The 19,673-nt window shown below is 68.2% G+C and carries 19 protein-coding genes and 1 pseudogene; 6 read left to right on the top strand and 14 right to left on the bottom strand.

The genetic code is table 11. The features are described from left to right. Positions 1 to 60 precede the first annotated feature (60 nt). The 5 genes from HUV60_RS33230 to HUV60_RS33250 all read left to right on the top strand — a co-directional run bounded on the left by HUV60_RS33230 (position 61) and on the right by HUV60_RS33250 (position 3,276). Positions 61 to 408: a TetR/AcrR family transcriptional regulator gene (locus HUV60_RS33230; RefSeq protein WP_257854042.1), complete on the top strand. Its 348-nt coding sequence runs from the start codon at positions 61 to 63 to the stop codon at positions 406 to 408. A gap of 94 nt (positions 409 to 502) precedes the next feature. Continuing rightward, positions 503 to 1,324 (top strand): AfsR/SARP family transcriptional regulator, encoded by an 822-nt coding sequence (locus HUV60_RS33235; RefSeq protein ID WP_257854043.1) that lies wholly within the window; start codon positions 503 to 505, stop codon positions 1,322 to 1,324. Between the two features lie 270 nt (positions 1,325 to 1,594). Beyond that, positions 1,595 to 1,912 (top strand): hypothetical protein, encoded by a 318-nt coding sequence (locus tag HUV60_RS33240; RefSeq protein ID WP_257854044.1) that lies wholly within the window; start codon positions 1,595 to 1,597, stop codon positions 1,910 to 1,912. A 16-nt stretch (positions 1,913 to 1,928) separates the two neighbouring features. Next, the gene (locus HUV60_RS33245; protein ID WP_257854046.1) at positions 1,929 to 2,882 is read left to right on the top strand and encodes an SRPBCC family protein; all 954 of its coding nucleotides are present in this window, start codon (positions 1,929 to 1,931) and stop codon (positions 2,880 to 2,882) included. Positions 2,883 to 2,943: 61 nt separating this feature from the next. Next, a complete protein-coding gene (locus HUV60_RS33250) occupies positions 2,944 to 3,276 on the top strand; it encodes a Sec-independent protein translocase TatB (protein WP_257854047.1) in 333 nt (110 codons plus the stop codon). An 18-nt stretch (positions 3,277 to 3,294) separates the two neighbouring features. Here the strand turns inward: HUV60_RS33250 and HUV60_RS33255 are convergent, their stop codons facing one another. After that, complete coding sequence (locus HUV60_RS33255; protein WP_257854049.1) at positions 3,295 to 3,885, bottom strand: malonic semialdehyde reductase; 591 nt, start codon at positions 3,883 to 3,885, stop codon at positions 3,295 to 3,297. On the opposite strand from HUV60_RS33255, the gene HUV60_RS33260 reads away from it, so the two are divergent. Further along, positions 3,884 to 4,114, top strand: coding sequence for a hypothetical protein (locus tag HUV60_RS33260; protein WP_257854050.1), 231 nt, complete (start codon positions 3,884 to 3,886; stop codon positions 4,112 to 4,114). The two genes, HUV60_RS33255 and HUV60_RS33260, sit on opposite strands and share 2 nt — an antisense overlap. Before the next feature lie 23 nt (positions 4,115 to 4,137). On the opposite strand, the pseudogene HUV60_RS34230 reads toward HUV60_RS33260, so the two are convergent. The 13 genes and pseudogenes from HUV60_RS34230 to qcrB form a co-directional block, all read right to left on the bottom strand. Beyond that, positions 4,138 to 4,287 (bottom strand): annotated as a pseudogene (locus HUV60_RS34230) (twin-arginine translocase subunit TatC); the annotation flags it as partial. Positions 4,288 to 4,345: 58 nt separating this feature from the next. After that, positions 4,346 to 4,531, bottom strand: a complete 186-nt coding sequence (locus HUV60_RS33265; RefSeq protein ID WP_257854052.1) for a hypothetical protein — start codon at positions 4,529 to 4,531, stop codon at positions 4,346 to 4,348. Positions 4,532 to 5,052: 521 nt separating this feature from the next. Further along, positions 5,053 to 6,576 (bottom strand): MFS transporter, encoded by a 1,524-nt coding sequence (locus tag HUV60_RS33270; protein ID WP_443047573.1) that lies wholly within the window; start codon positions 6,574 to 6,576, stop codon positions 5,053 to 5,055. A 256-nt stretch (positions 6,577 to 6,832) separates the two neighbouring features. Further along, positions 6,833 to 8,392 (bottom strand): DUF6851 domain-containing protein, encoded by a 1,560-nt coding sequence (locus HUV60_RS33275; RefSeq protein WP_257854054.1) that lies wholly within the window; start codon positions 8,390 to 8,392, stop codon positions 6,833 to 6,835. Positions 8,393 to 8,552: 160 nt separating this feature from the next. Continuing rightward, the gene (locus HUV60_RS33280; RefSeq protein WP_257854055.1) at positions 8,553 to 9,470 is read right to left on the bottom strand and encodes an aromatic prenyltransferase; all 918 of its coding nucleotides are present in this window, start codon (positions 9,468 to 9,470) and stop codon (positions 8,553 to 8,555) included. 531 nt (positions 9,471 to 10,001) lie between these two features. After that, positions 10,002 to 10,655 (bottom strand): undecaprenyl diphosphate synthase family protein, encoded by a 654-nt coding sequence (locus HUV60_RS33285; protein WP_257854056.1) that lies wholly within the window; start codon positions 10,653 to 10,655, stop codon positions 10,002 to 10,004. Between the two features lie 214 nt (positions 10,656 to 10,869). Continuing rightward, on the bottom strand, positions 10,870 to 11,901 hold the full coding sequence (locus HUV60_RS33290) for a methyltransferase (protein WP_269441307.1): 1,032 nt from the start codon (positions 11,899 to 11,901) through the stop codon (positions 10,870 to 10,872). A 98-nt stretch (positions 11,902 to 11,999) separates the two neighbouring features. Beyond that, positions 12,000 to 13,586 (bottom strand): class I adenylate-forming enzyme family protein, encoded by a 1,587-nt coding sequence (locus tag HUV60_RS33295; protein ID WP_257854058.1) that lies wholly within the window; start codon positions 13,584 to 13,586, stop codon positions 12,000 to 12,002. A gap of 295 nt (positions 13,587 to 13,881) precedes the next feature. Then, the gene (locus tag HUV60_RS33300; RefSeq protein WP_257854060.1) at positions 13,882 to 15,039 is read right to left on the bottom strand and encodes a DegT/DnrJ/EryC1/StrS family aminotransferase; all 1,158 of its coding nucleotides are present in this window, start codon (positions 15,037 to 15,039) and stop codon (positions 13,882 to 13,884) included. A gap of 5 nt (positions 15,040 to 15,044) precedes the next feature. Continuing rightward, the gene (locus HUV60_RS33305; RefSeq protein ID WP_257854061.1) at positions 15,045 to 15,602 is read right to left on the bottom strand and encodes a cupin domain-containing protein; all 558 of its coding nucleotides are present in this window, start codon (positions 15,600 to 15,602) and stop codon (positions 15,045 to 15,047) included. Next, complete coding sequence (locus HUV60_RS33310; RefSeq protein ID WP_269441304.1) at positions 15,599 to 16,624, bottom strand: type III polyketide synthase; 1,026 nt, start codon at positions 16,622 to 16,624, stop codon at positions 15,599 to 15,601. Before HUV60_RS33310 ends, HUV60_RS33305 begins: the two co-directional genes overlap by 4 nt. Before the next feature lie 690 nt (positions 16,625 to 17,314). Continuing rightward, positions 17,315 to 17,674: a DUF3099 domain-containing protein gene (locus tag HUV60_RS33315; RefSeq protein WP_257854063.1), complete on the bottom strand. Its 360-nt coding sequence runs from the start codon at positions 17,672 to 17,674 to the stop codon at positions 17,315 to 17,317. Positions 17,675 to 17,816: 142 nt separating this feature from the next. Next, positions 17,817 to 19,517, bottom strand: coding sequence for a cytochrome bc1 complex cytochrome b subunit (gene qcrB / locus HUV60_RS33320; RefSeq protein ID WP_257854064.1), 1,701 nt, complete (start codon positions 19,515 to 19,517; stop codon positions 17,817 to 17,819). Positions 19,518 to 19,673: the final 156 nt, after the last annotated feature.

Consider the following 19,673-nt stretch of genomic DNA (forward strand, 5'->3'; position numbering starts at 1 on the left):
GCTCCGGCCAAGTGTTCTCACTTACGGGCAAACCGCCCAAGCGGTTCGTTGTTCCGGAGCGTGTCATGCACGGCGGCATTCGGCGTCGCGTTGCCCGGGAGACAGAACCTGGTCAAAAAGGCGCGAGCCGCTCGTACACGATGTTCGCTGATACAGGCGGCGGCCGAGGTGTTCGCCGAGGTGGGCTTCGTGCCCGCGTCTCCGGGCGCCATCGGTGAACGGGCCGGTTTCAGCAACGGGGCACTGTACTTCCGCTTCACCACCAGGAGCATGCTCGCCGAAACGGTCGAGACTGAGACAGCCGAGAGCGCTCGCCGGATCACCGAGCCTGAGAGGTCCGCCTCTGCGTTTCCCGCAGGCCCGCCCTCTTTGTTCTCTGTCCTTCGAGGATTGCTCAAATGCCACTGAAGGAACCAGTGCCTCCGGCCGGGGTACGGCTAGCGTGCAGCTTCGCCGACGACTTTCCGCCATCGGCAGTGCCCGACGACGAACGGAGGAAACCATGGAGATTCAGGTTTTGGGTCCGTTGTCCGCCGCCGTGAACGGGGACTCTATCGTCCCGACCGCCGGGAAACCCAGACAGGTCCTTGCCCTGCTCGCGTTGTATCCGAGCCGCGTCGTGCCCGTCTCCACGCTGATGGAGGAGATCTGGGGAACGGAGTTGCCGCAGAGCGCGATGACCACGCTGCAGACATACATCATGCAGCTGCGCCGCTACCTCGGTACGGCGATGGGGCCCGGCGCGCCGGGCGCGGCGAAGGACGTTCTGGCCACTCGGCACGGCGGCTACATGCTGCAGATCCCGCCGGAGTCCGCGGACGTGTACACCTATGAGCGCCTGGTCGCCGAGGGCCAGCAGGCCTTCGAGGAGGGCAAGGACGAACAGGCCGCTCGCTGCTTCCGGCAGGCCCTCTCCCTCTGGCAAGGGCCCGCGCTGGTGGACGTGCGACTCGGTCCGGTCCTGAGCATCGAGGTCACGCGGCTGGAGGAGTCCCGGCTGATGACCATCGAGCGGCGGATCGACGCAGATCTGCGGCTCGGCCGGCACGCGGAACTGATCGCCGAACTCACCGACCTGATCGCCCGCCACCCCCAGCACGAGGGCTTGCACGCCCAGGCGATGGTGGCCCTGTACCGGTCCGGACGGCAGGCGTCCGCCCTGGACGTCTACCGGAAGCTACGGACGGGACTGATAGAGGAGATCGGGGTGGAACCCTCGCCGCAGCTGCAGAACCTGCACCAGGCCATGCTCGCGGTCGATCCGGAACTCGACGTGGTGGCCGGTCCGCGCCGCGGCTCCACCTTCGACCGGTACGCGGCCTAGAAGACTCATCAAGATCTTTACGAGTCTTCCAGGGCCTGTCCGGAGGATCCTGCCGGACAGTCCCTGGGTCCGCGAGTGCCCGGTCCGACCGCTGGCACGGCTGGGCCGACCTGACCGGCAGTCACGGCAAGCACCCGTTGCCGTACCGGAGCCCTGCGGTGGTTCAAAATCCTGGCTGCGGTCGGCTCCGTCTCCAGCGCGGTTCGAGGCTGTCTGGTGAATCTTGAAGTCTGCCCCGTGACATCAGGCGCGTGCGTGAAGGAGGACGGCATGCCGGACGAACAGCCGGTGCGACTGTGCTGCTTCGCACCCTCCGGTGAGGGCCCCTCCGTCTTCGACGACTGGGCGGCGAGCGTCGGCCCCGGGGCGCGGCCGGTCCCGGTCCTCCTGCCGGGCTGCACGATGCGGCGGACCGAACCCCCGATGACCGCGCACCGGGCACTGCTCGCCGCCGGAACCCGCCCTTTGCCGTACACGCTCCTCGCCGGGAGCCCGCGTCCGTCGGCTGATCCGTGCTCCGGCCACCGGATCCGGGTCCTCGTTCCGCTGTCCGGCCCCGTTCCGCGTTCCGGCGGGCGCAATGTGTGAAGAGAGAGGTGTTCAGATGTCTGGTGAGCGTGTGGGCAGGGCGAGGCACCGTATGCAACTGGCGGCGCCCGCCGGTGTGGTCTACGCGGTGCTCGCCGATGCGGTCAGGCTGCCGCTCTGTTTCTCCGCGAGCGTCCATGTGGAGCGGCTGGAGTCCGACAGCGAGCGGGAGCGTCTGCGGGTGTGGTCCCTTCTGGACGGGCAGTTGAGATCGTGGACCGCGTCGCGGCGCCTGGACCCGGTGGAGCGCCGCATCGAGTTCTGGCAGGAACGCTCCACGTCTCCGCTGGACTCCGTCACTGGCGCGTTGAGCATACGTGGCTGTGGGCCGCGCGACGCCGAGCTTGAACTGCAGTACGGCTTCAGCACCACCGGCGGCCTGCCCGACGACGCGGCGTGGGCGGCGTGGTGCGCCGACCTGAACCTCCGTATGCAGCTCGCCGACCTGAAGTGGTTCGCCGAACGGTGGACGCGCCTGGACGAACTGGCGCTGTCCTTCGAGCACTCGATACGCATCAACGGTCCGGCCGAGCTGGCCTACGACTTTCTGTACCGGGCGGGGGACTGGGCCGAGCTGGTGCCTCACGTTGCCCGGGTCGGCCTCACCGAGGACGCACCCGGGGTGCAGCGCATGGCGGTGGAGACGCTGACCGAGCACGGCTCGCAGACCACCGAAGCGGTGCGGATCTGCTTCCCGCACGCGGGCCGCCTCGTCTACAAGCGGACCGTGGTCCCTGAGCTGCTGGCGGCGCACACCGGCGAGTGGTCCATCGTCCCGGATGAGACGGGGGTGACCGTCACGGGGAAGCAGAGCGTCGTGCTGCGCGAGGAGAACATCACCGCGGTACTCGGCGAGGGCGCCGACCTCGCACGCGCCCGTCAGCACGTGAGGGCGGCACTCGGCTCGGAATGCCTGGCCCTGCTCACCCTGGCCAAGCAGCACGCCGAAGGCGCCGTGCGCATGCTGTGACGTCCCGGCCCAGTGCGGTGGTTCTGCCCGGCACGGCGAGCAGTTGCAGATGCTCGAGGTGATGCTCGCACTTCTCGCCGTGTCCCTCTTCGGCCCGGACAAGCGGCCGAAGGCCGTCCAGGACGTGGCGGCTCTCATCCGGAAGGTGCGTGCCTTCTCGGACGGTGCCCAGCGGCAAGCCCGCGAACAGCTCGGCCTCGAACTCGAGGACCTCGGGTTCGGGGACCCGGACCCTCGAGCGTTCCTCCGCAAGCAGCGGGCCGACGACGACCTGGGGATCAAGGAGACCGCCGAGGTCGCCGACACGGTGAAAGGGCATGGGAGCGAGCCGCCGACGAGGTCCGCTCCGCCGGCCGGGGGCGAGCGTCCGGCATTCGACGTGGACGCCCCCTGAACCGCTCGCTCTACGGGATCAGACGGTGGTGACGACCGCGTCGATGTCCAGTCGCGGTGAGCGCTCGAACCAGGCGTTCTCGCCCGGCCTGCCGATGTTGACGACCATCAGCGGGGTGTGGTCGGCGTCCAGGAACTCCTTCTGGACGCCGACGGAGTCGAAGCCGCTCATCGGGCCCGCGGCCAGGCCGGCGGCGCGGACGCCGAGGATGAAGTACGCGGCCTGCAGGGCGCCGTTGAGCAGGGCGGAGCGCTCGCGGACCGGACGCTGGGCATAGAACGCGTCCTTGGCCTGGGGGAAGTGCGGGAGCAGCTGGGGCAGTTCCTCGTGGAACTCACTGTCCGCGGAGAGGATGGCGACCAGCGGGGCGATCGCGGTTTTCGGACGGTTACCCTCGGTCATGTGCCGCACCAGGCGTTCGCGGGCCTCGGGGGAGCGGACCAGAAGGATGCGCAGCGGGGTCTGGTTGAAGGCGGTCGGACCGTACTTGATCAGGTCGTAGATCGCCTGGATCTGTTCGTCGGTCACCGGCTCGTCGGTGAAGGTGTTGGCGGTGCGTGCCTCACGGAACAGCAGGTCCTGGGCGGCAGCGTCAAGGACAAGCGACATGGATGCGATCTTCCTGGTGAGGGCGGTTCCGGCGCTCCGCCGTCTCCGCGATTGCGACTTCTGCGTGGCTCCGCACCGGTCACCGCTCGCGCACGTCGGTGGGTTCCGCCGCACCGGCGTCCTGCAGACCGAGGCCGGTGAAGGACTCCTCGTCGTCGAGACCGACGTGGGGTCGTTGCGGGCACGGCGCGTGTCGTTCAGCGGGCAGACGCCCAGTGCGAGGGCATGAAGGAGCGTGGTCGGGACAGCCGGTGACCGCATGGTCAACGGATCACTGGCCGGTGCGGCGACCGCGGAGAACAGGGCCCTGCCCATGACCATGCCGTGCCACCAGCAGGCCAGGCGCCCGCCGGTGAGCACGCCGGTGAGGTTGAGCGGCACGAGCAGCAGCGGCAGCTCGGAAGCGAACCCGAGACGAACACTCTGTGTTCCTCCGTCCGTACGCTGCCGGCGGTGCGCATCAGCCCTGGACGCCGTGGATCGCCCCGGTCACCGGACAGGAACTCGCCGTGTCGCCGGCCGCGGGCTCGACGGTCCGCGGCGACCTGTCCCGGCGGACGGAGCCGGGGCCGATGACGAGAGGGGTTTCCAGGGGCTTCGGATCAGGCACGGAGGCACCCGTGCCGAGGACCCTGACGTCGCTCATGCGGCTGTCCTCCCCTCACGCGTGTGGAAATCACGGCATGTACAGACCAGCGGCCGAGCGCTGTGGGCGGCTCACGAAACGCGAAGGGCGGGGCTCCTTTGGAGGGACGGCCCTACCTGCGTGAACTGCGGCGCTTGAGGCAGGCCCGAGTGATCGACTCGACCACGACAGCGGGTCCCGCGGTGACCGGCACCCTCGGCGCTGTCGATCTTGATCCAGCGTAGGGGTGTGTCCTGCTGGTTCCGAAAGGATCTCCACGACGGGCAGCCGAGCCGAACCGACAAATGCCCAGCTCATCCTGTCCCTCGAAAGGAGCTGCACCCAAACGCGAAAGTGCCCCGCCGGCCATGGGCGGCGAGGCACTGGGCGGAAACGGTGGCGCCGCCGCACCGGGAGCCCCCCGGGACGTCCGTCATCTCGCGGACACGGCGCCGGGCACCGATGCGGCCGGTGATACCCGGGTCGAGCCAGGCACCACCGGCCGCATGAACCTGACCTGTGGGTACGGGGGTGACCCCGGGTCAGGAGAGTGCTGTCTCCGTCGGCTCTGACGGGCTCCCAGCGGGCGCGTCATCGGACGCCGGCAGGGGACCGCCGCGCAGCAGCAGGGCGCTGACGACGGCGCCGACGGCGAAGATGGCGGTGCACCACCAGAACACCGTGGTGTACCCCTCGATCGACGCCAAGGAGAGCTGTTCCGGTGTCGGCTGTCCCTGCACGTTGCTCTCCAGCCAGCCGGTGGTGGCGGTGGCGGCGATCGTGTTGAGCAGGGCGACGCCGATCGCACCACCGACCTGCTGGCCGGTGTTGACGCATGCCGAGGCGATACCCGCGTCCTCGGGTGCCACACCGGAGGTGCCGGTGCGCAGCACCGCGGCGAAGATGAGGCCCATGCCGAGACCGGCCGCCATGGTCGGACCGAGCAGATGTGTCGCGTAGCCGGAGTCCGGGCCGATCCGGGTCAGCCAGGCCATGGCGGCCGCGGTGAGCAGCAGGCCGGCGGTGACCAGCGGCCTGGGGCCGGTCTTCGGCATCAGCTTCACGCCGCCCACGTTGGCGCCCACACCGGTGAGCACGATCAGCGGCAGCAGCGAGACACCAGAGACGATGGCCGAGTAGCCCAGGTCGGTCTGCATGTAGTAGATGAGGAACAGCATGACGCCGAACACGCCGGTTCCGACGAACAGCACGGCGAGGTAGGCTCCGCCGCGGTTGCGGTCGAGGACGATCCGGGGCGGCAGCAGCGGCTGCGTGGCGCGCGTCTGCCAGAATGCGAACACGATCAGCAGCACACCGCCGAGGGCGAGGAAGCCCCACGTCCCGGGAGTGCTCCAGCTGTCCTCCGCGGCGTTGGAGAAGCCGTAGACCACGGAGAACATGCCGCCCGTTCCCAGCAGCACACCGGGGATGTCCATCCGCGCGCCCGCCCTGGGCTGCTTGCGCAGCAGCATCGTGCCGCCGACGAACGCCGCTCCGGCGAAGAGCAGGTTGATGTACATGCACCAGCGCCAGTTCAGGCCGTCGGTCAGCGCACCGCCGATGATCAGGCCCAGACCCGTACCGCTGGCCGCGACCGCACTGTAGGCGCCGAAGGCCTTGGCCTTCTCCTTCGAGTCGGTGAACGTGGTTGCCAGCAGGGCCAGGCAGGCCGGTGCCAGCATCGCGGCGAAGACGCCCTGGCAGGCGCGGGCCGTCACCAGCATCCCGAAGCTGGTCGCGGCACCGCCGACGGCGGAGGCGACCGCGAAGCCGGTCAGTCCGACGAGGAAGGTCTCCTTGCGGCCGAACAGGTCGGACAGCCGCCCGAAGAACAGCAGCAGGCCTCCGAACGGCAGCGCGTACGCGGTTACGATCCACTGCCTGTCGGCGTCCGTGAACTCCAGCGCTTCCTGCGCCGACGGCAGTGCGAGGTTCATCACCGTCAGGTCGAGGCCGACCATGAGGTAGGCGGTGCAGATGACGGCGAGGATCAGCCACCGCCTCGGGTCCACGGCCGCCCCCGAGCTCGGCCCAGCCGCAGGGGCTGCGCTTGTTGCCATGATCATCTCCTTGTTCGCGTTGCGTCGAGCGGACTGAGGCCTCATCCCCTAAGACGGTCGCGTCGGCCGGTCTGTGACATGGTCTTGGCGAACCGGGCCGGATGGCCGCATCGATCACGTGGTTCTGCCCGGCTCGACGGTGCCGGGCCGGGCAAGACCGGGGAGAACAGGGCGATCCGGTCGACGTGCCAGGAGGGCGGACCCGGCCGTCGACGCCGTGCGGCGGCGGGCCGGGTGCCGCACCCGGCCCGCCGCCGCGGAGTCAGTCGACCTCGCCCTTGATGTGGCGCTGCACGAACTCGTAGGCGCGGTCACCGAACTGCGCGCCCCACTCGATGGACCTGTCGACCGTCGTCTGGAAGTGCACGCCGCCCCACACCCGGCTGTCGCCGCAGTCGCGGGTGAACTTGGTCCAGGTGTCCCAGCGCAGCTCCATGTCCTTCGCGGGCACGAGACCCGGCTCCGTCTGCCCGGAGCCGGCGGGGAAGGTGTACGTCCAGTCCAGGACGTCGTCGCCGAGGAAACGCCGCGCCGCCTGCGCCTCCGCGGAACAGAGCGTGGTGGAGCCGGAGAGGTACTCCGGGTGGTCACCGACGGGCAGGTAGGCCGACCACTCGTTGGCGGGCATGTCGTGGACCGTGCCCTTGCCGACGCCGCCCCAGGCACTGATCTTCTTGCGGCCGTACACGTGCTGGACCGCGGTGAACGGCCGCACGGCGTTGTACTTGACCTTCCAGCTCCAGGCGGCGATCAGGTCGTCGAACCGTGCCAGGGCGGTCACCGCGTACAGGTGGCACCAGCCGTCCAGGTCCAGGTCGTGGCTGAGAGCCGCGGCGCCCGGCGCCAGGGCGATGCCCGCCAGCTTGTTGTCGAACCACTCGGCCATCAGCTTCTTCTCGTCGGTGAGCGTGGCCGACGCCTCGATGACCTCGTCCACCGAGCGCTTGTACTTGCGGACGTTGGTGTGGGTGGAGTGGTCGGGCGCGGGAACCGGGAACTGCTTGGGGTTCCGGTAGGTGTACGGCTTGACCAGGGCAAGCTGCGGGGTGACGAACGACTGGATGACCCAGATGCCCTTGTCGCCCGGGCCCCCGCCGACGCGGCGCTGGTGGGGGTGGAGCGCCGGCTGCCAGTGCGAGGGGTTGACCACCTTGTAGGGGGAGTTCACGGGCCGGTAACCGGTGTAGTCCTCGTAGGGCTTGCCGTGGTATTTGCGGCCCACGTTGCCCAGGTGGTTCATGCCGTCGTTCGCGCGGGCCCTGGCGACGGCCTTGCCGGCTATGTTGCCGATGCCGACCGGGGTGGTCGGGTCCTCCGACCTGTCGTCGGGGTCCAGGCCGACCGCGGTGAACCCGGCCCGCATGACCGGCACCCGCTCCTTGAACACGCCCTCCAGGACCCGCAGCGAGGCGTACAGGCCGGCGATGTTCTTGTTCCTGTTGGTGGCGGCCTCGCCGGCGGGGCGGCGGCCGATCCGGGAGTGGAGGCCGACCGCGGTCGGGTGGTAGGGCGCCATCGCGTCGAACCACGACAACTGGAACAGGGTGGTGATCCAGATGTAGACGGATGCGTCCATGGGACCGATCACGCCTTCCTCGGGGAAGACCCCCTCGGCTCTGGTGATGATCAGGTCCCGGATGAAGTTGTCCTTGTCGAAGTCGAAGTCGACCGCCGGAGGCTCCGCCGCGGCGCCGGGCTCGGCGGCGGCGGCCGTTGCGGTGTTCCCCAGGGTGGCCAGGGCCGCGGCCGTGGCACCGCCGATCAGCAGTGACCTGCGCCGCGGTGAGAGGCCTGAGACAGGGGAACGCTCGGACGTCGTCATGGATGGTGTCCTTTCTCAGAAAAGAGATCTGCGGTCCGGGGTCAGGCCCGGTGGCAGACCGCGCCCGAAGGCGTTGGCGGTGGTGCGGGTGCTGCGCCGTCGACTGTTCCGTGCGTTTTCGTCCGCGCTCTGCGGCGCCGCCGGGAAAGTGTTGTGCCTGTTACGGCTGCTCTTTGTGGACTGCCATCTGCCGAATGGGTTCGTACCCGGCCGGAAGCTGGTAGTAAGAACAGACCTCAAGGAATTCCTTGTCGCGCGTCCACTTGACGGCGAAAAGGTTTATTCGCTCGCCGGTATAAGCCCGCGGAGCGCGTGTCACAAAGTTTTCGAGATGCGGTCCCACAGGAATGGGGACCGTCGACAGGTCCAGGCCTGCACCCGGCGGGGGAGCAAAGGCGACACGCAGGATGTCCGGAGAATCCCAGCCTAGGGTGATGTTGGCCCTGAACGAATTGGAGGCGAACTCCAGCATTCGCTCGTCCGGCTCTGTCATCCCGATGTCGCCGAGCATCGACCGGATGGCCCCCGGCCGGGGGCGGCTCTCCGCGGTGAACTGGAAGTACAGACTCACCGTCTTGCTCTTGTAGTTGACCCCGATCATCACCACGTTGTCCAGGCCGTAGCGGGCGAAGAGGCCGGCGTTCTCGGCCACCGCGCGCGGCATGGACGGGATGCCGGCAAGCTCCGACACCTTCTGCAGGTCACGGGGGAAGTGCGCGTACAGTTTCCGGAAGCCGCCGACGACTCCGCAGTCGGCGAAGTGCTCGGCGACGGCGCAGCGCTCCCGGAGGTCCGAGAGCAGGGCGGCGACGGGATGGTCGGTCTCGGTGACGAAGCCGTGCGCCAGCGCGTGGGCATACGGATCGTCGATCCTCGGAGGCACCGCGAGGCCGTAGTCGAGCTCGCCCGCATGGTGCTCGCCGGCTTGAGCGCTGAAGACGACCCCGCCTTCAGCGAAACCGTTCCGGTATTCGGAGAGGACGGGCCAGATTTTCTCGCGTGAACAGGGGGCGCCCACCAACCGGGCCGTTTCCTCAATAGCTGAGTAGAGTTCTTCCGCGTCGGTTTCCCCGGACACCTTTCCTCCAAGCAGTCAACGTCAGAAATAGTTTCCACTGGAAATGTGGCCGCCCGCCCGACGGGTGAAGTGTGGCCCCGGTGACCCAGCGGAAATTCGCTGTCTTCTCCGGGCGGGGGTGTCCGAGTCCATCGGCCTCGATAGCGCCTTTTCGGGCAGTTCCCCATTTTGCGGTAAACGGCACAACCGGTTCGTCAATACCAAACCGCTTGACCCGTATTCTTGCCCGCAATAGCCAGGGAGTGCAAGGTCGATCGGCGCTGGCGGCGCTTTGTTCCAGTGGCCTTCGAGTGAAATGAGATCTTCCCTGGACGGCGCTCCGAGAGGCGGGGGAAAGTGGAGTGGGCCACCCGGGACGAGCGCTGAACGGTCTCAGCGGTCCGTTTTCCGGACACCTGGGTGCCTGGGGCATCGCGTGAAACCGGTTCGACGGAACCGGACAAGATCATTTCTTGCAATGACCCCGGACAGGGAGCGAACGGGCCCTGCCGGCCCGCCGGCAGGGCCCGAGGACAGCGAACCGGCGGTGGCTCATGCCGGGTAGAGGCCGTAGCGCCGGTCCCGTCCCCGCAGGTCTTCAAGAGCTGCGTCGAAGTCGGCCCGCGTCATGTCGTTCAGCAGGGTGGGACAGAAGTGCATCTCGGCGAACGGCGACATCAGCGGGTAGAAGGACGACATACGCACGTGCCCGCCAGGGCGTATGAGGAAGTCGACCGGCTCGGGGACGTAGGCGTGGTCGGCCAGGATCTCCTCGGTCAGGGCCGGGATCTTTCCGTTGAACTTGTTGAAGATGCCGATCACCTCGTGGGCGAGGGACATGCCCATGATGAAGTGCAGAGTGAAGTCCGACTGCTTGTCGGACTTGTCCCGGAGCGCTTCCAGCTCCGTCAGCCAACGCTCGGGCACGACCTCGAGCGTCCCGGAGTAGTTGAATTTGAGGCTGTCGTGACAGCGTCGCACCACCTCGGTGAACGCGTTCATGGCCGTGGCCACCTGCGCCTCGGAGCGGCTGTAGTTCGCGACGGAGGAGACCGTGACGTAGAAGGTCGTGAAGCCCTCCTCCCTGGCCCAGCCCGTGAACTCGACGAGCTTGTCCGTCATGGCCGCGTAGCTGTCGTCGAGGGAGAGGCCCTGCTTCTGGGACCAGCGGCGCATTCCGTCCGGCAGCAGCATCAAGTTGGTCACCGTGATCTCCTCTGGTTACGTGATCTGTCGTTCGGAAGTGTCCGAGCGAGCGTCGACACGGATGAAGAAAGGGGACGCAGCGCTCTCGGGGCCTGGCGGCCAGGCCCGGTGGACAGGAGTTCTGCGTCCCCGGCAGTGCCCTGTCGGCCGCACGGCACTGCCTCACGCGGCGACGGTCACCAAGGGGTTCCGCAACAGGCCCGGACCCGGCCGGTCACGCGACCTTCGTCGCACTCAGGATGGCTTGTACGGGGATGACGTCCGGCGGGATCTCGGCGGCGTTCTTGGTGATCGCCTTTGTCACCTTGAACCCGCACTCCTCCAGCCAGCTCTGATAGACCGACAGCTTCTGCGGTCCGCCCTGGCCCATGGTGCATCCGATGAAGAAGGCCGGGAAGAAGTCGACGTTGTAGTTGTCGGTCTCCTTGATGTTCTCCGGATACACCGGCACCAGAATGTTCACCTGCCCGCCGACCACGAGCGACTTGTTGACGCCCCTCAGGATCCTGAGCACGTCGTCCTTGTCGAACATGTCCAGGAAGTGCTTGATCAGCACGACGTCGAACCCCTTGGGGATTTCGTCGAAGACGTTGCCGCCGATGAAGGAGAGATGCTCCTCCAGGCCTTCGGCCCTGAAGTTCGCCAGGCACTCCGCTTTCTTCTCCGGCAGGTCGAAGGTGGTCACCCGGAGCCCGGGCGACGGCTTGTGCCGGTAGGTGTGGATCGCCCCCAGGCCGGTGTTGCCGGCGAGGTCGAGCACCTGGGCGCCGGAGGGGACGTCGACGTTGCCGAAGAACCAGGGGTCGATGTGGGCGGTGACGGTGTTCATCAGCTTGAGCCAGGCGTCGTTCAGGTCCTGGTGGTCGGCCACGGCGTCGTACAGGGTGCCCTCGGCGCCGTACAGCTCCTTCAGGCCGACGACCGTGCCGGTCCGCGCGCTCTCGGTGAGGTGGAACAGCTGCCGCAGCGCGGTGACCTTGATCAGGTTCATGTAGGCGAGCGCTCGCTTGAGGTCGCTCTCGGCGACACCCGCCAGCGCATCGAGGGAATAGCCTCCGGACTCCGCGTCATGGGCGACGAAGCCCTCCTTGACCAGCAGGAAAAGGAGCTGTTCCACGGCATCCGGCTTGGCCCCGGCGGCCTCGCCCAGTTCCGCCGCGGTCAGGCCCGGGGTTTCACGGAGCAGGTCGATGATGCCGAGTTCGAAGCAGGACAGCAGGCTCATGAACCGCGAGGGTCCCACCATGTACTCGCGGAATCGGGCAAGCGTGGCTTCCGGTGTCAAGGTAATGGTCCCTTTCGCGTCAGTTGATTCCACCGCCGCGGCGATGGGCTGGTCACGGGTCACGCCCGCTCCTCGGGCTGCTCCACGAACCGGCGGGCCAGCGCGAGCCGCTGCACCTTCAGCGTTGCGGTCCTGGGCAGCTCGGCCTGCGGAATCTGGACCGGATCGGCCAGCTGGGGGAAGTCGGCGACGGCCGCCCGCCAGCGGTCCCGGTCCAGCGGCTTGTCGTCGACGGTGCAGATCACCGGAACCGGCTCGGAGTTCGGTCCCTGCACCACGACCAGCTCGCTCAGCTCGCTCAGCTGGCCCAGCACCACGTCCTCGACCTCCAGGGAGCTGCGCACCCCGGAGATCATGTCGACCTCCCGGTCGAGCATGTGCAGGCAGCCGAACCTGGTGCGGTAGCCGACGTCGCCGGTCCGCCACCAGTCGCCCTTGCGCTGGGAGTCGTACCGCTCCTGCTCGGCGAAGTAGGTCTTCGCCAACCCGTTCCAGGCGACCTCGATGAAGCCCGGGTTCTGCTCGGACGGGGGGTTGCCGTCCCGGCTCACCACGCGGACCTTCGCGGCGCCCTTCGGCATGGCCCAGCCGACGCAGCGTCCGTTCGCCTTGTGGGCGGAATCGCGGAAGTAGGCGCGGCCGACGGCCGGGCCTACCTCGCTCTGTCCGTAGATCTGGAAGAACAGGGCCCCTCGCCGGTGGGAGGAGTTGAGCAGCCGGCTCATCGTCCTGGGGTGAATCGCGTCGAACGTGCTGCTGAAGACCTTCACCGACCCGAACGGCATGCGCGGGTCCTGCGCGAGGTGCTCCCACTCCATCAGCGAGTTGGGAAGCGCCTCGACGAGCACCGGCCGGTGCTCGATGAACTGCTCGGCGACGTCGGAGGGATCCGATTCCTTCAGGAGCAGGACCGGGAACTCCTTGAGAAGCGCCAGCGACATCGCCGCGACCATCCGCGAGTGCACGAAGGGGATGTGGATCGCGACGGTCTCCTTCTTCCGCATCAGGGCGAGGAGCCGCCACTGCGGCAGGAGGCGGAGGCCCTGGGTGCGGGGTGTGTGCACCACGAGCTTGGGGATGCCGGTGGTGCCGGAGGTGTGGGTGATCACGGCGGCCGCGTCGATCGGCCGGACCACCGGCCTGACCCGCGGCGCACCGGCGAGTCCGGTGAGCGAGACCGCCCCCGGTCGGTCGCCGTTCACGGTGATCACCCGCGTGGTGAGATCCGCGAGCGGGACCTCAGCCAGGACGTCCAGCTTGTGCACATCGGTGAGCAGGTTCGGCCGGCCCACCCGCTCGATCAGGGCACCGACGGTCGCGGCGTCCAGGGCGGGCGAAAGCATCACGACGATTGCTCCGATGCGAGACGCCGCGGCGGCGAGCATCCAGATGTCGGCGTTGTGGGTCTTGTGGATCACCACGTGTTCGTCGGGCCGGACACCAGCCGCCCACAGGCGGCCCGCCAGGTCGTTCACGTGACCGGCGTACTGGGACACCGTCAGTCGCCGTCCTGCCTCGGGCAGGACGTCCAGGTCGTGGTCCAGGGTGATGGACGTCGCCCCGTTCACGGCCGCGGCCATCTCCGGCAGCAGGCCGATGTGCAGACCGCGCTTCTGTATCGATTTGTAGGCTGTGGAGCCCTTCATGGGACTGTCTCCTTCAGGCACACTGCGAGGTCAACGGTGCACTGTGCGGGGTCCGTGCGGGGCCGGCCGGCGCATCGGGCCGGGGGGGCTGCGAGACCGGAGCCGGTGCGGCTCGCCCGGAGCTCGCGGCGCCCCGGTGGCCGACGTGATGGCGGCGGAAACCGGCCGGGGAGTGCCGGGAGCCTGTGGACACCCCCTCAAGCACCGCTCGACGACTCCCGGCCGAGCCGGGCGGTGGGCCCGGAGTACCTCGTTCCGCAGGTCGGCCGAGGCCTCCGGGACCGGGCTGCGTGCCCTATGCGGTACGTCGGCCGGAGGCCGCGTGGGAGAGCAGCACGGCCCGGAGGGTTTCGGCGACCCGCTCGACCTGGTCCGTGCTCAGTTCGGCATGCATGGGTATGGCGAGGTTGCGGCGGAAGAGATCCGCCGAGACCGGGCACGTCTGCTTTGTCTCGAACACGGGCTGCACGTGCGTCGCCCATGTGCCGTGTCCACAGCCGATGCCCTGAGCCCGCAGGTCCGTGGCGACCGCCGCGCGGTCCACGCTGTGATCCAGCGTCACCATGTAGGACTGCCAGGCGTGCGTGCGGTCCTCGGGCACCTGCGGAAGCGTGAGGAGTTCCTCGTCGGCGAGCAGTTCGGCGTAGCGTGCCGCGACGGCCCGACGACGCTCCAGCAGCTCGTCGATCCGGCCGATCTGCACCTGTAGGATCGCCGCGGCGATGTCGGACAGCTTGAAGTTGTAGCCGACCTCGGTGAACTCCGGGATCGGCAGGCCGACGACCTGCGCCTGGTCGAAGATGCTTCCGATGCCGAAGGACGACCGCAGCCTCGCGTCCGCCGCGACCGCCGGGTCGGCGGCGATCAGCGCACCGCCCTCACCGCTCGTGGCCCCCTTGCGCCCGTGGAAGGACAGACAGGCCACCTCAGCCAGCGCACCCGCCTCGCGCCCCCGGTACGTCGCACCGACCGCGCAGGCGGCATCCTCGACGACGAACAGCCCGTGGCGGTCGGCGATCGCCTGCAGCTGCGCGTAGTCCGCGGGCATACCGACCGTGTCGACCGCGATCACACCCGCGGTCCGAGGACCGATCAGGTCCGCCACCGCCTGCGGGTCCACGGTGCCGGTGTCGGCACGTACATCGGCGAAGACCGGCGTCGCGCCGACGTAACGCACCGCGTGGGCGGGCGCCGGGAAGGTGTAATCGGCGACGATCACCTCGTCGCCCGGCCTGACGCCGAGTGCGAGCATGGCCAGGTGCAGCGCGGCACCGCAGTTGCTCACCGCAACCGCGTCACCGGCGCCGTAACGCTGCTTCAGCTGGGCTTCCAGCGCCTTGCCCCTGGGGCCCTGACCGGCCGGCCAGCCCGAGGAGAACACCTCTGCGACCGCCGCCAGCTCCTGCTCGCCCAGGCTCGCGTGAACCAGGGGGATCGTGTTTGTTCTGCTCATCTCCGTTACGCTCCGTGCTCCGATGCCGACGGGGAAGAAAGAGGAGTGGGGGGTTCATAGCGAAGCGGAGTGATCTGACTGACGTCATAGCGCTGACGCATCTGCTCCACGGCCTCGGGATCCACCGCCCCGCCGGCCGCCCAGATCTCCGCGATCTCCTCGAAGTAGTACTCGTGATAGGGCGACGGGTAGCACTGGAACAGCATGCGTGCCGGTTCGTCCGAGGCGTTCCTGAACGCGTGCGGGATTCCCGGAGGGACGAACATGCAGGCACCCTCGGTCGCCCGGACAACCCCGTCTCCGGCCGGGGACTCCCAGTCGTGCCAGGAATCCTCAGTGCGCCTGGTCGGCTCGAACGCCAGGAGCTGCAGCTCCCCCTCCAGGACGTAGAAGAACTCCTGTGAATCCTTGTGGACGTGCGCCCCGACGTCGAATCCGGGCGGCACGACCACCTCGAAGATCGATACCGAGGAGCCATGCGCCTTGGTGGCCTTGAAGGTCACCTCCTGCGCCTTTGTGATCAGCTTTCGCCCGTGGCCGGGCGGCACGATGAGGCCGGTCATGCGGTGTCGTCCATCTCTACCGGTGTTTCGACGCCCCAACGGCCCAGTGCCATCTCCGCGGTGATTCCGGGACCGAACCCCGCGATCAGGCCGGTGGCATCGGGCTTCAGGGTGTCCTCTTCGAACAGCCTGCGCGCGGCGTCGAGTACGACGGCGCTGGCGATGTTCCCGTACTCGGTCAGGGTCGCCCAGCTGTGGCGGAACACCTGACGGTCGACGTCGAGGAACCTGGCGAGATCGTCCAGGATCCGTGGACCGCCGGCGTGGACGATGTAGAAGTCGAGGCTGCCGACGTCCCAGCTGTGGTCCTTGGCGAACTCCCGCAGCACCGGGGCCAGCGGTTCCATCGTCCCCGGCACGCGACGGTCCAGCTGGAAGTGGAAGCCGGTGTCACGCACGGAGTAGGAGATCCAGTCCTCGGTGTTCGGGATGAGATACGAGGCGTTGCGCTCCAGCTCTATGCCGACGCCCCCGTTGCCCCGCACCACGGCGGCCGCGACCGCGTCGCCGAAGAGCCCGTCGGACAGCAGTGAGCCGATGTCGTCCGCGTCGGGCTGGTAGCACAGCGAGCACAGCTCGCACGACACGATCAGGACGTTGCTGCCGGGGTGGGCCGTGCAGAAGTCGTGGGCCCGGTTGACCGCTGCCCCGCCCGCCGCGCACCCCAGCTGTGCGATGGGTATCTGGCACGTTTCGGACGGGAATCCGAGCGTGTTGATCAGCCATGCGGTCAGCGACGGCATCAGGAATCCGGTGCACGATACATATATGATCGCGTCGATGTCCCGCGCCACCACGTCGGCGTTCTTCAGGGCCTGTTCGACGACCTCGGGGGTGCGCTTCTTGGACTCGATCTCGTAGATGCGGTTGCGTTCCGTCAGGCCCGGGTGCATCAGTGTCTTCTCGATGGGCTGAACGATATGCCGCTTCCGCACCCCCGTGTTCCGAATCAGGCGCAGCGCCAGAGGAAGTTGAGGCTTTCCACCGTGGACTCTTTCAGCAAATTCCAGAGTCTCTTCCATCGTGATGACGTATTCCGGAGCACTCACAGCGGGCTTGCATAGCCTGGGCATATCTGGGATCTACTTTCTCTAAGTCTGCCTTCTGTACGTAAAGAGCCCTTCGCTCACTCCCGGTGCTGCCCGGTCGGACGACAGCGAGGTCGGCCGCATGCGCGACCACGGCGCATTGCGCTCAGATTCCAGAAGCCTTCGGGGACGCCTGCGGGCATCACGGTGCGGGGGGCCGGAGTGTGTGATTTCGTCCGCCCGTCCGGCGGTGGCCCGGCCGCTGCGGAACTGGTCGTTCCGGTCGGCCGGAACGACCAGTTCCGCAGCGGGCTCTGCACCCGGCGCCGCCTCCCGCGCCGCCCACGGGCAGTCGGGTCAATGCCGTCCAGGAGCCCGCACGCAGAACCCGTGGAGGGAAGGCAGGGATGAAGTGTGGGTGAGAAACACCGCTCGAAGCCCTGTGGGCGTTCGGACGAACGCGTCCGGATGGGGCGTCACATGCCCGAAACGAACCCGGCCTCGCCCCTACGCCGGTGGCGCGGTACCCAATCCACCGCCGCATCAAGGAATTTGGGCAGGGAAGGCTTGCTGAAATAGTGACACGGATTGCGTCACCGCGCCAAGGGCAGCTTAAAGTGACGTGGCTCACGTCAATCGACGGTGTGTGCGGCCCGGTGATCCGTCTCGCGGCGAAGTGCCCGATCAGTCCGCCGTGTCGCGTTCCGACGGCAGGATCAGGGTGGGTTCGAGGACGACACGGGGGGCGGGCTTTTCGGACGCACCCGCAGGCATGTGCCGCACGCCCCGCTGCTGGCGCCATCCAGCCTGGGCGACCACCACGGCGACGTACGGGATGAGGACGGCGCCGGCCAGGGCGCAGACCGAGAGGGCGGGCCAACGGCTCCAGGTGAGGGCCATCAGGACCACGCAGCCGCTGCGCACCAGCATGGCCACGAGGTAGCGGCGCTGGCGGCTGCGCAGATCCTGCGTCAGGCCGGTGTGTGCCGCGGTGATGGACTCGACCCGGGGTTCGTCCCGGCGCCGCCATGGGGTTCTGCTCATCGGGCCTCCGTGGACACCGGCAGGGGCGCCGGACAACCGGAAGGGGGACGGGTCCCTGACGCCTCGACGGCGGCGCGGGTGACCGTCTCCTGATCACCCGCGCCGCCGTCGCCGACCCGGCCCTTTGCTCTGGGCCGCCGGGTCAGTGCAGTTCCTGGTCCGGCTCCCTCTGCTGGACGGGGCGCCGTGCTGCGGCCTCCAAGGGGCCGTTGGACGGGTGACCGGCGTGTTCCCAGGCCTGCTCCAGCTCCTGCGGCGTCGGCTTCACGACCTGCTCGCCGTAGAGCCAGTGGCTGAGCCGGTGGCGCAGCACCTGCTTGCGGCCCCGTGGGTTGGGCACGCCGTCGTGCTCCGTCGCGGGCGCCGGCAGCGGCTTGTAGTCCTCTCTGGCCAGCAGCCTGTACTCGTGGCCGCGGTCGACGCGCTCGTGCACCTCGACGAACTCGCCGTGCGGCAGCCTCTTGATCCTTCCGGTCTCACGGCCGTGCAGCAGCTTGTCCCGCTCCCGCCGCTGCAGACCCAGGCAGATTCGCTTGGTGATGACGTACGTCAGTGCCGGGACCAGGAAGACTCCGATCCGTACCGTCCAGGTGATGGAGTTCAGGGACAGATGGAAGCGCTCGGCCAGGACGTCGTTGGCGCCGCCGAAGAACAGCACCAGGTACAGGGAGACGAACGCGCAGCCGAAAGCGGTCCGCGTGGGATGGTCGCGCGGCCGGTCGAGAAGGTGGTGCTCGCGCTTGTCCCCGGTGACCCATGCCTCCAGGAACGGCCACAGGGCGATCACAGCCATCATCACCGTGGGCAGAATGACGGCCGGGATCAGGATGCCGAGGCTGAGGGTGTAGCCGCCCGGGAGGACGACCTCCCAGGGGGGCATGGCCCGCAGGGCGCCTTCGAGGAAGCCCATGTACCAGTCCGGCTGCGATCCCTGGGAGATCTGGTCGGAGCGGAAGGGACCGTACTTCCACACGGGATTGATCTGAGCGATGCCCGCCATCAGCGCGAGCACGCCGGTGACCAGGAAGAAGAAGCCGCCGGCCTTGGCCGCGTAGTTCGGCATGAAGGGCTCGCCGACGACGTTCTGCTCGGTGCGGCCCGGGCCCCGGAACTGGGTGTGCTTGTGGTAGAAGACCAGGATCAGGTGGACCGTGAGCAGGACGAAGATGATTCCCGGGATCAGCAGGATGTGCAGGGGGTAGAGCCGGGGCACGATCTCGGTTCCGGGGAACTCGCCGCCGAACAGCAGCATGTGCGCGTATGTGCCGACCAGCGGGATGGCGAGCGTGATGCCCGAGGCGATGCGCAGGCCGGTGCCGGAGAGCAGGTCGTCGGGGAGCGAGTACCCGAGGAAGCCCTCCAGGGTGACCAGGACGAGCATCACGAAACCGATCAGCCAGTTCAGCTCACGCGGCTTGCGGAACGATCCGGTGAGGAAGTGCCGCAGTGTGTGCAGACAGAGCGAACCGATCATGACCAGGGCCGCCCAGTGGTGCAGCTGGCGGATGAACAGGCCGCCGCGCACCTCGAAGCTGATCTCCACCGTGGAGGCGTAGGCCTCCGTCATCAGAAGACCCCGCAGCGGCTCGTACGGGCCGTCGTAGACGACCTCGGCCATGCTCGGGTCGAAGAACAGGGTGAGCCAGATCCCGGTGAGGATCAGTATGACGAAGCTGTAGAGCGCGATCTCGCCGAACATGAAGGACCAGTGCTCGGGAAACACCTTGCGGACCAGGAACCGGAAGTGGTAGATCCCGAGCCGCCCGTCCACCCAGTCGGCGACGCGTTCGCCCTTCGGCGTCTCGGTCCGTGTGCCCTGCGGCGCCGTTTCGGTCGTGGTCATACCCGTGCGCCCTCCCCTCGCCGCTCGGCTGTCACAGGCACACCAGGCCCGGCCGACACGCGGCCGGTGGTCCAGGTGGCCTGCCGCGGCGCTAGCGGGCCCGTGCCCTGGAGCAGCTGGAACGGTATCGACGCGCGACGCGGCAGGACAACCGGC

This window comes from Streptomyces sp. KMM 9044 (assembly GCF_024701375.2).
GTDB lineage: Bacteria > Actinomycetota > Actinomycetes > Streptomycetales > Streptomycetaceae > Streptomyces.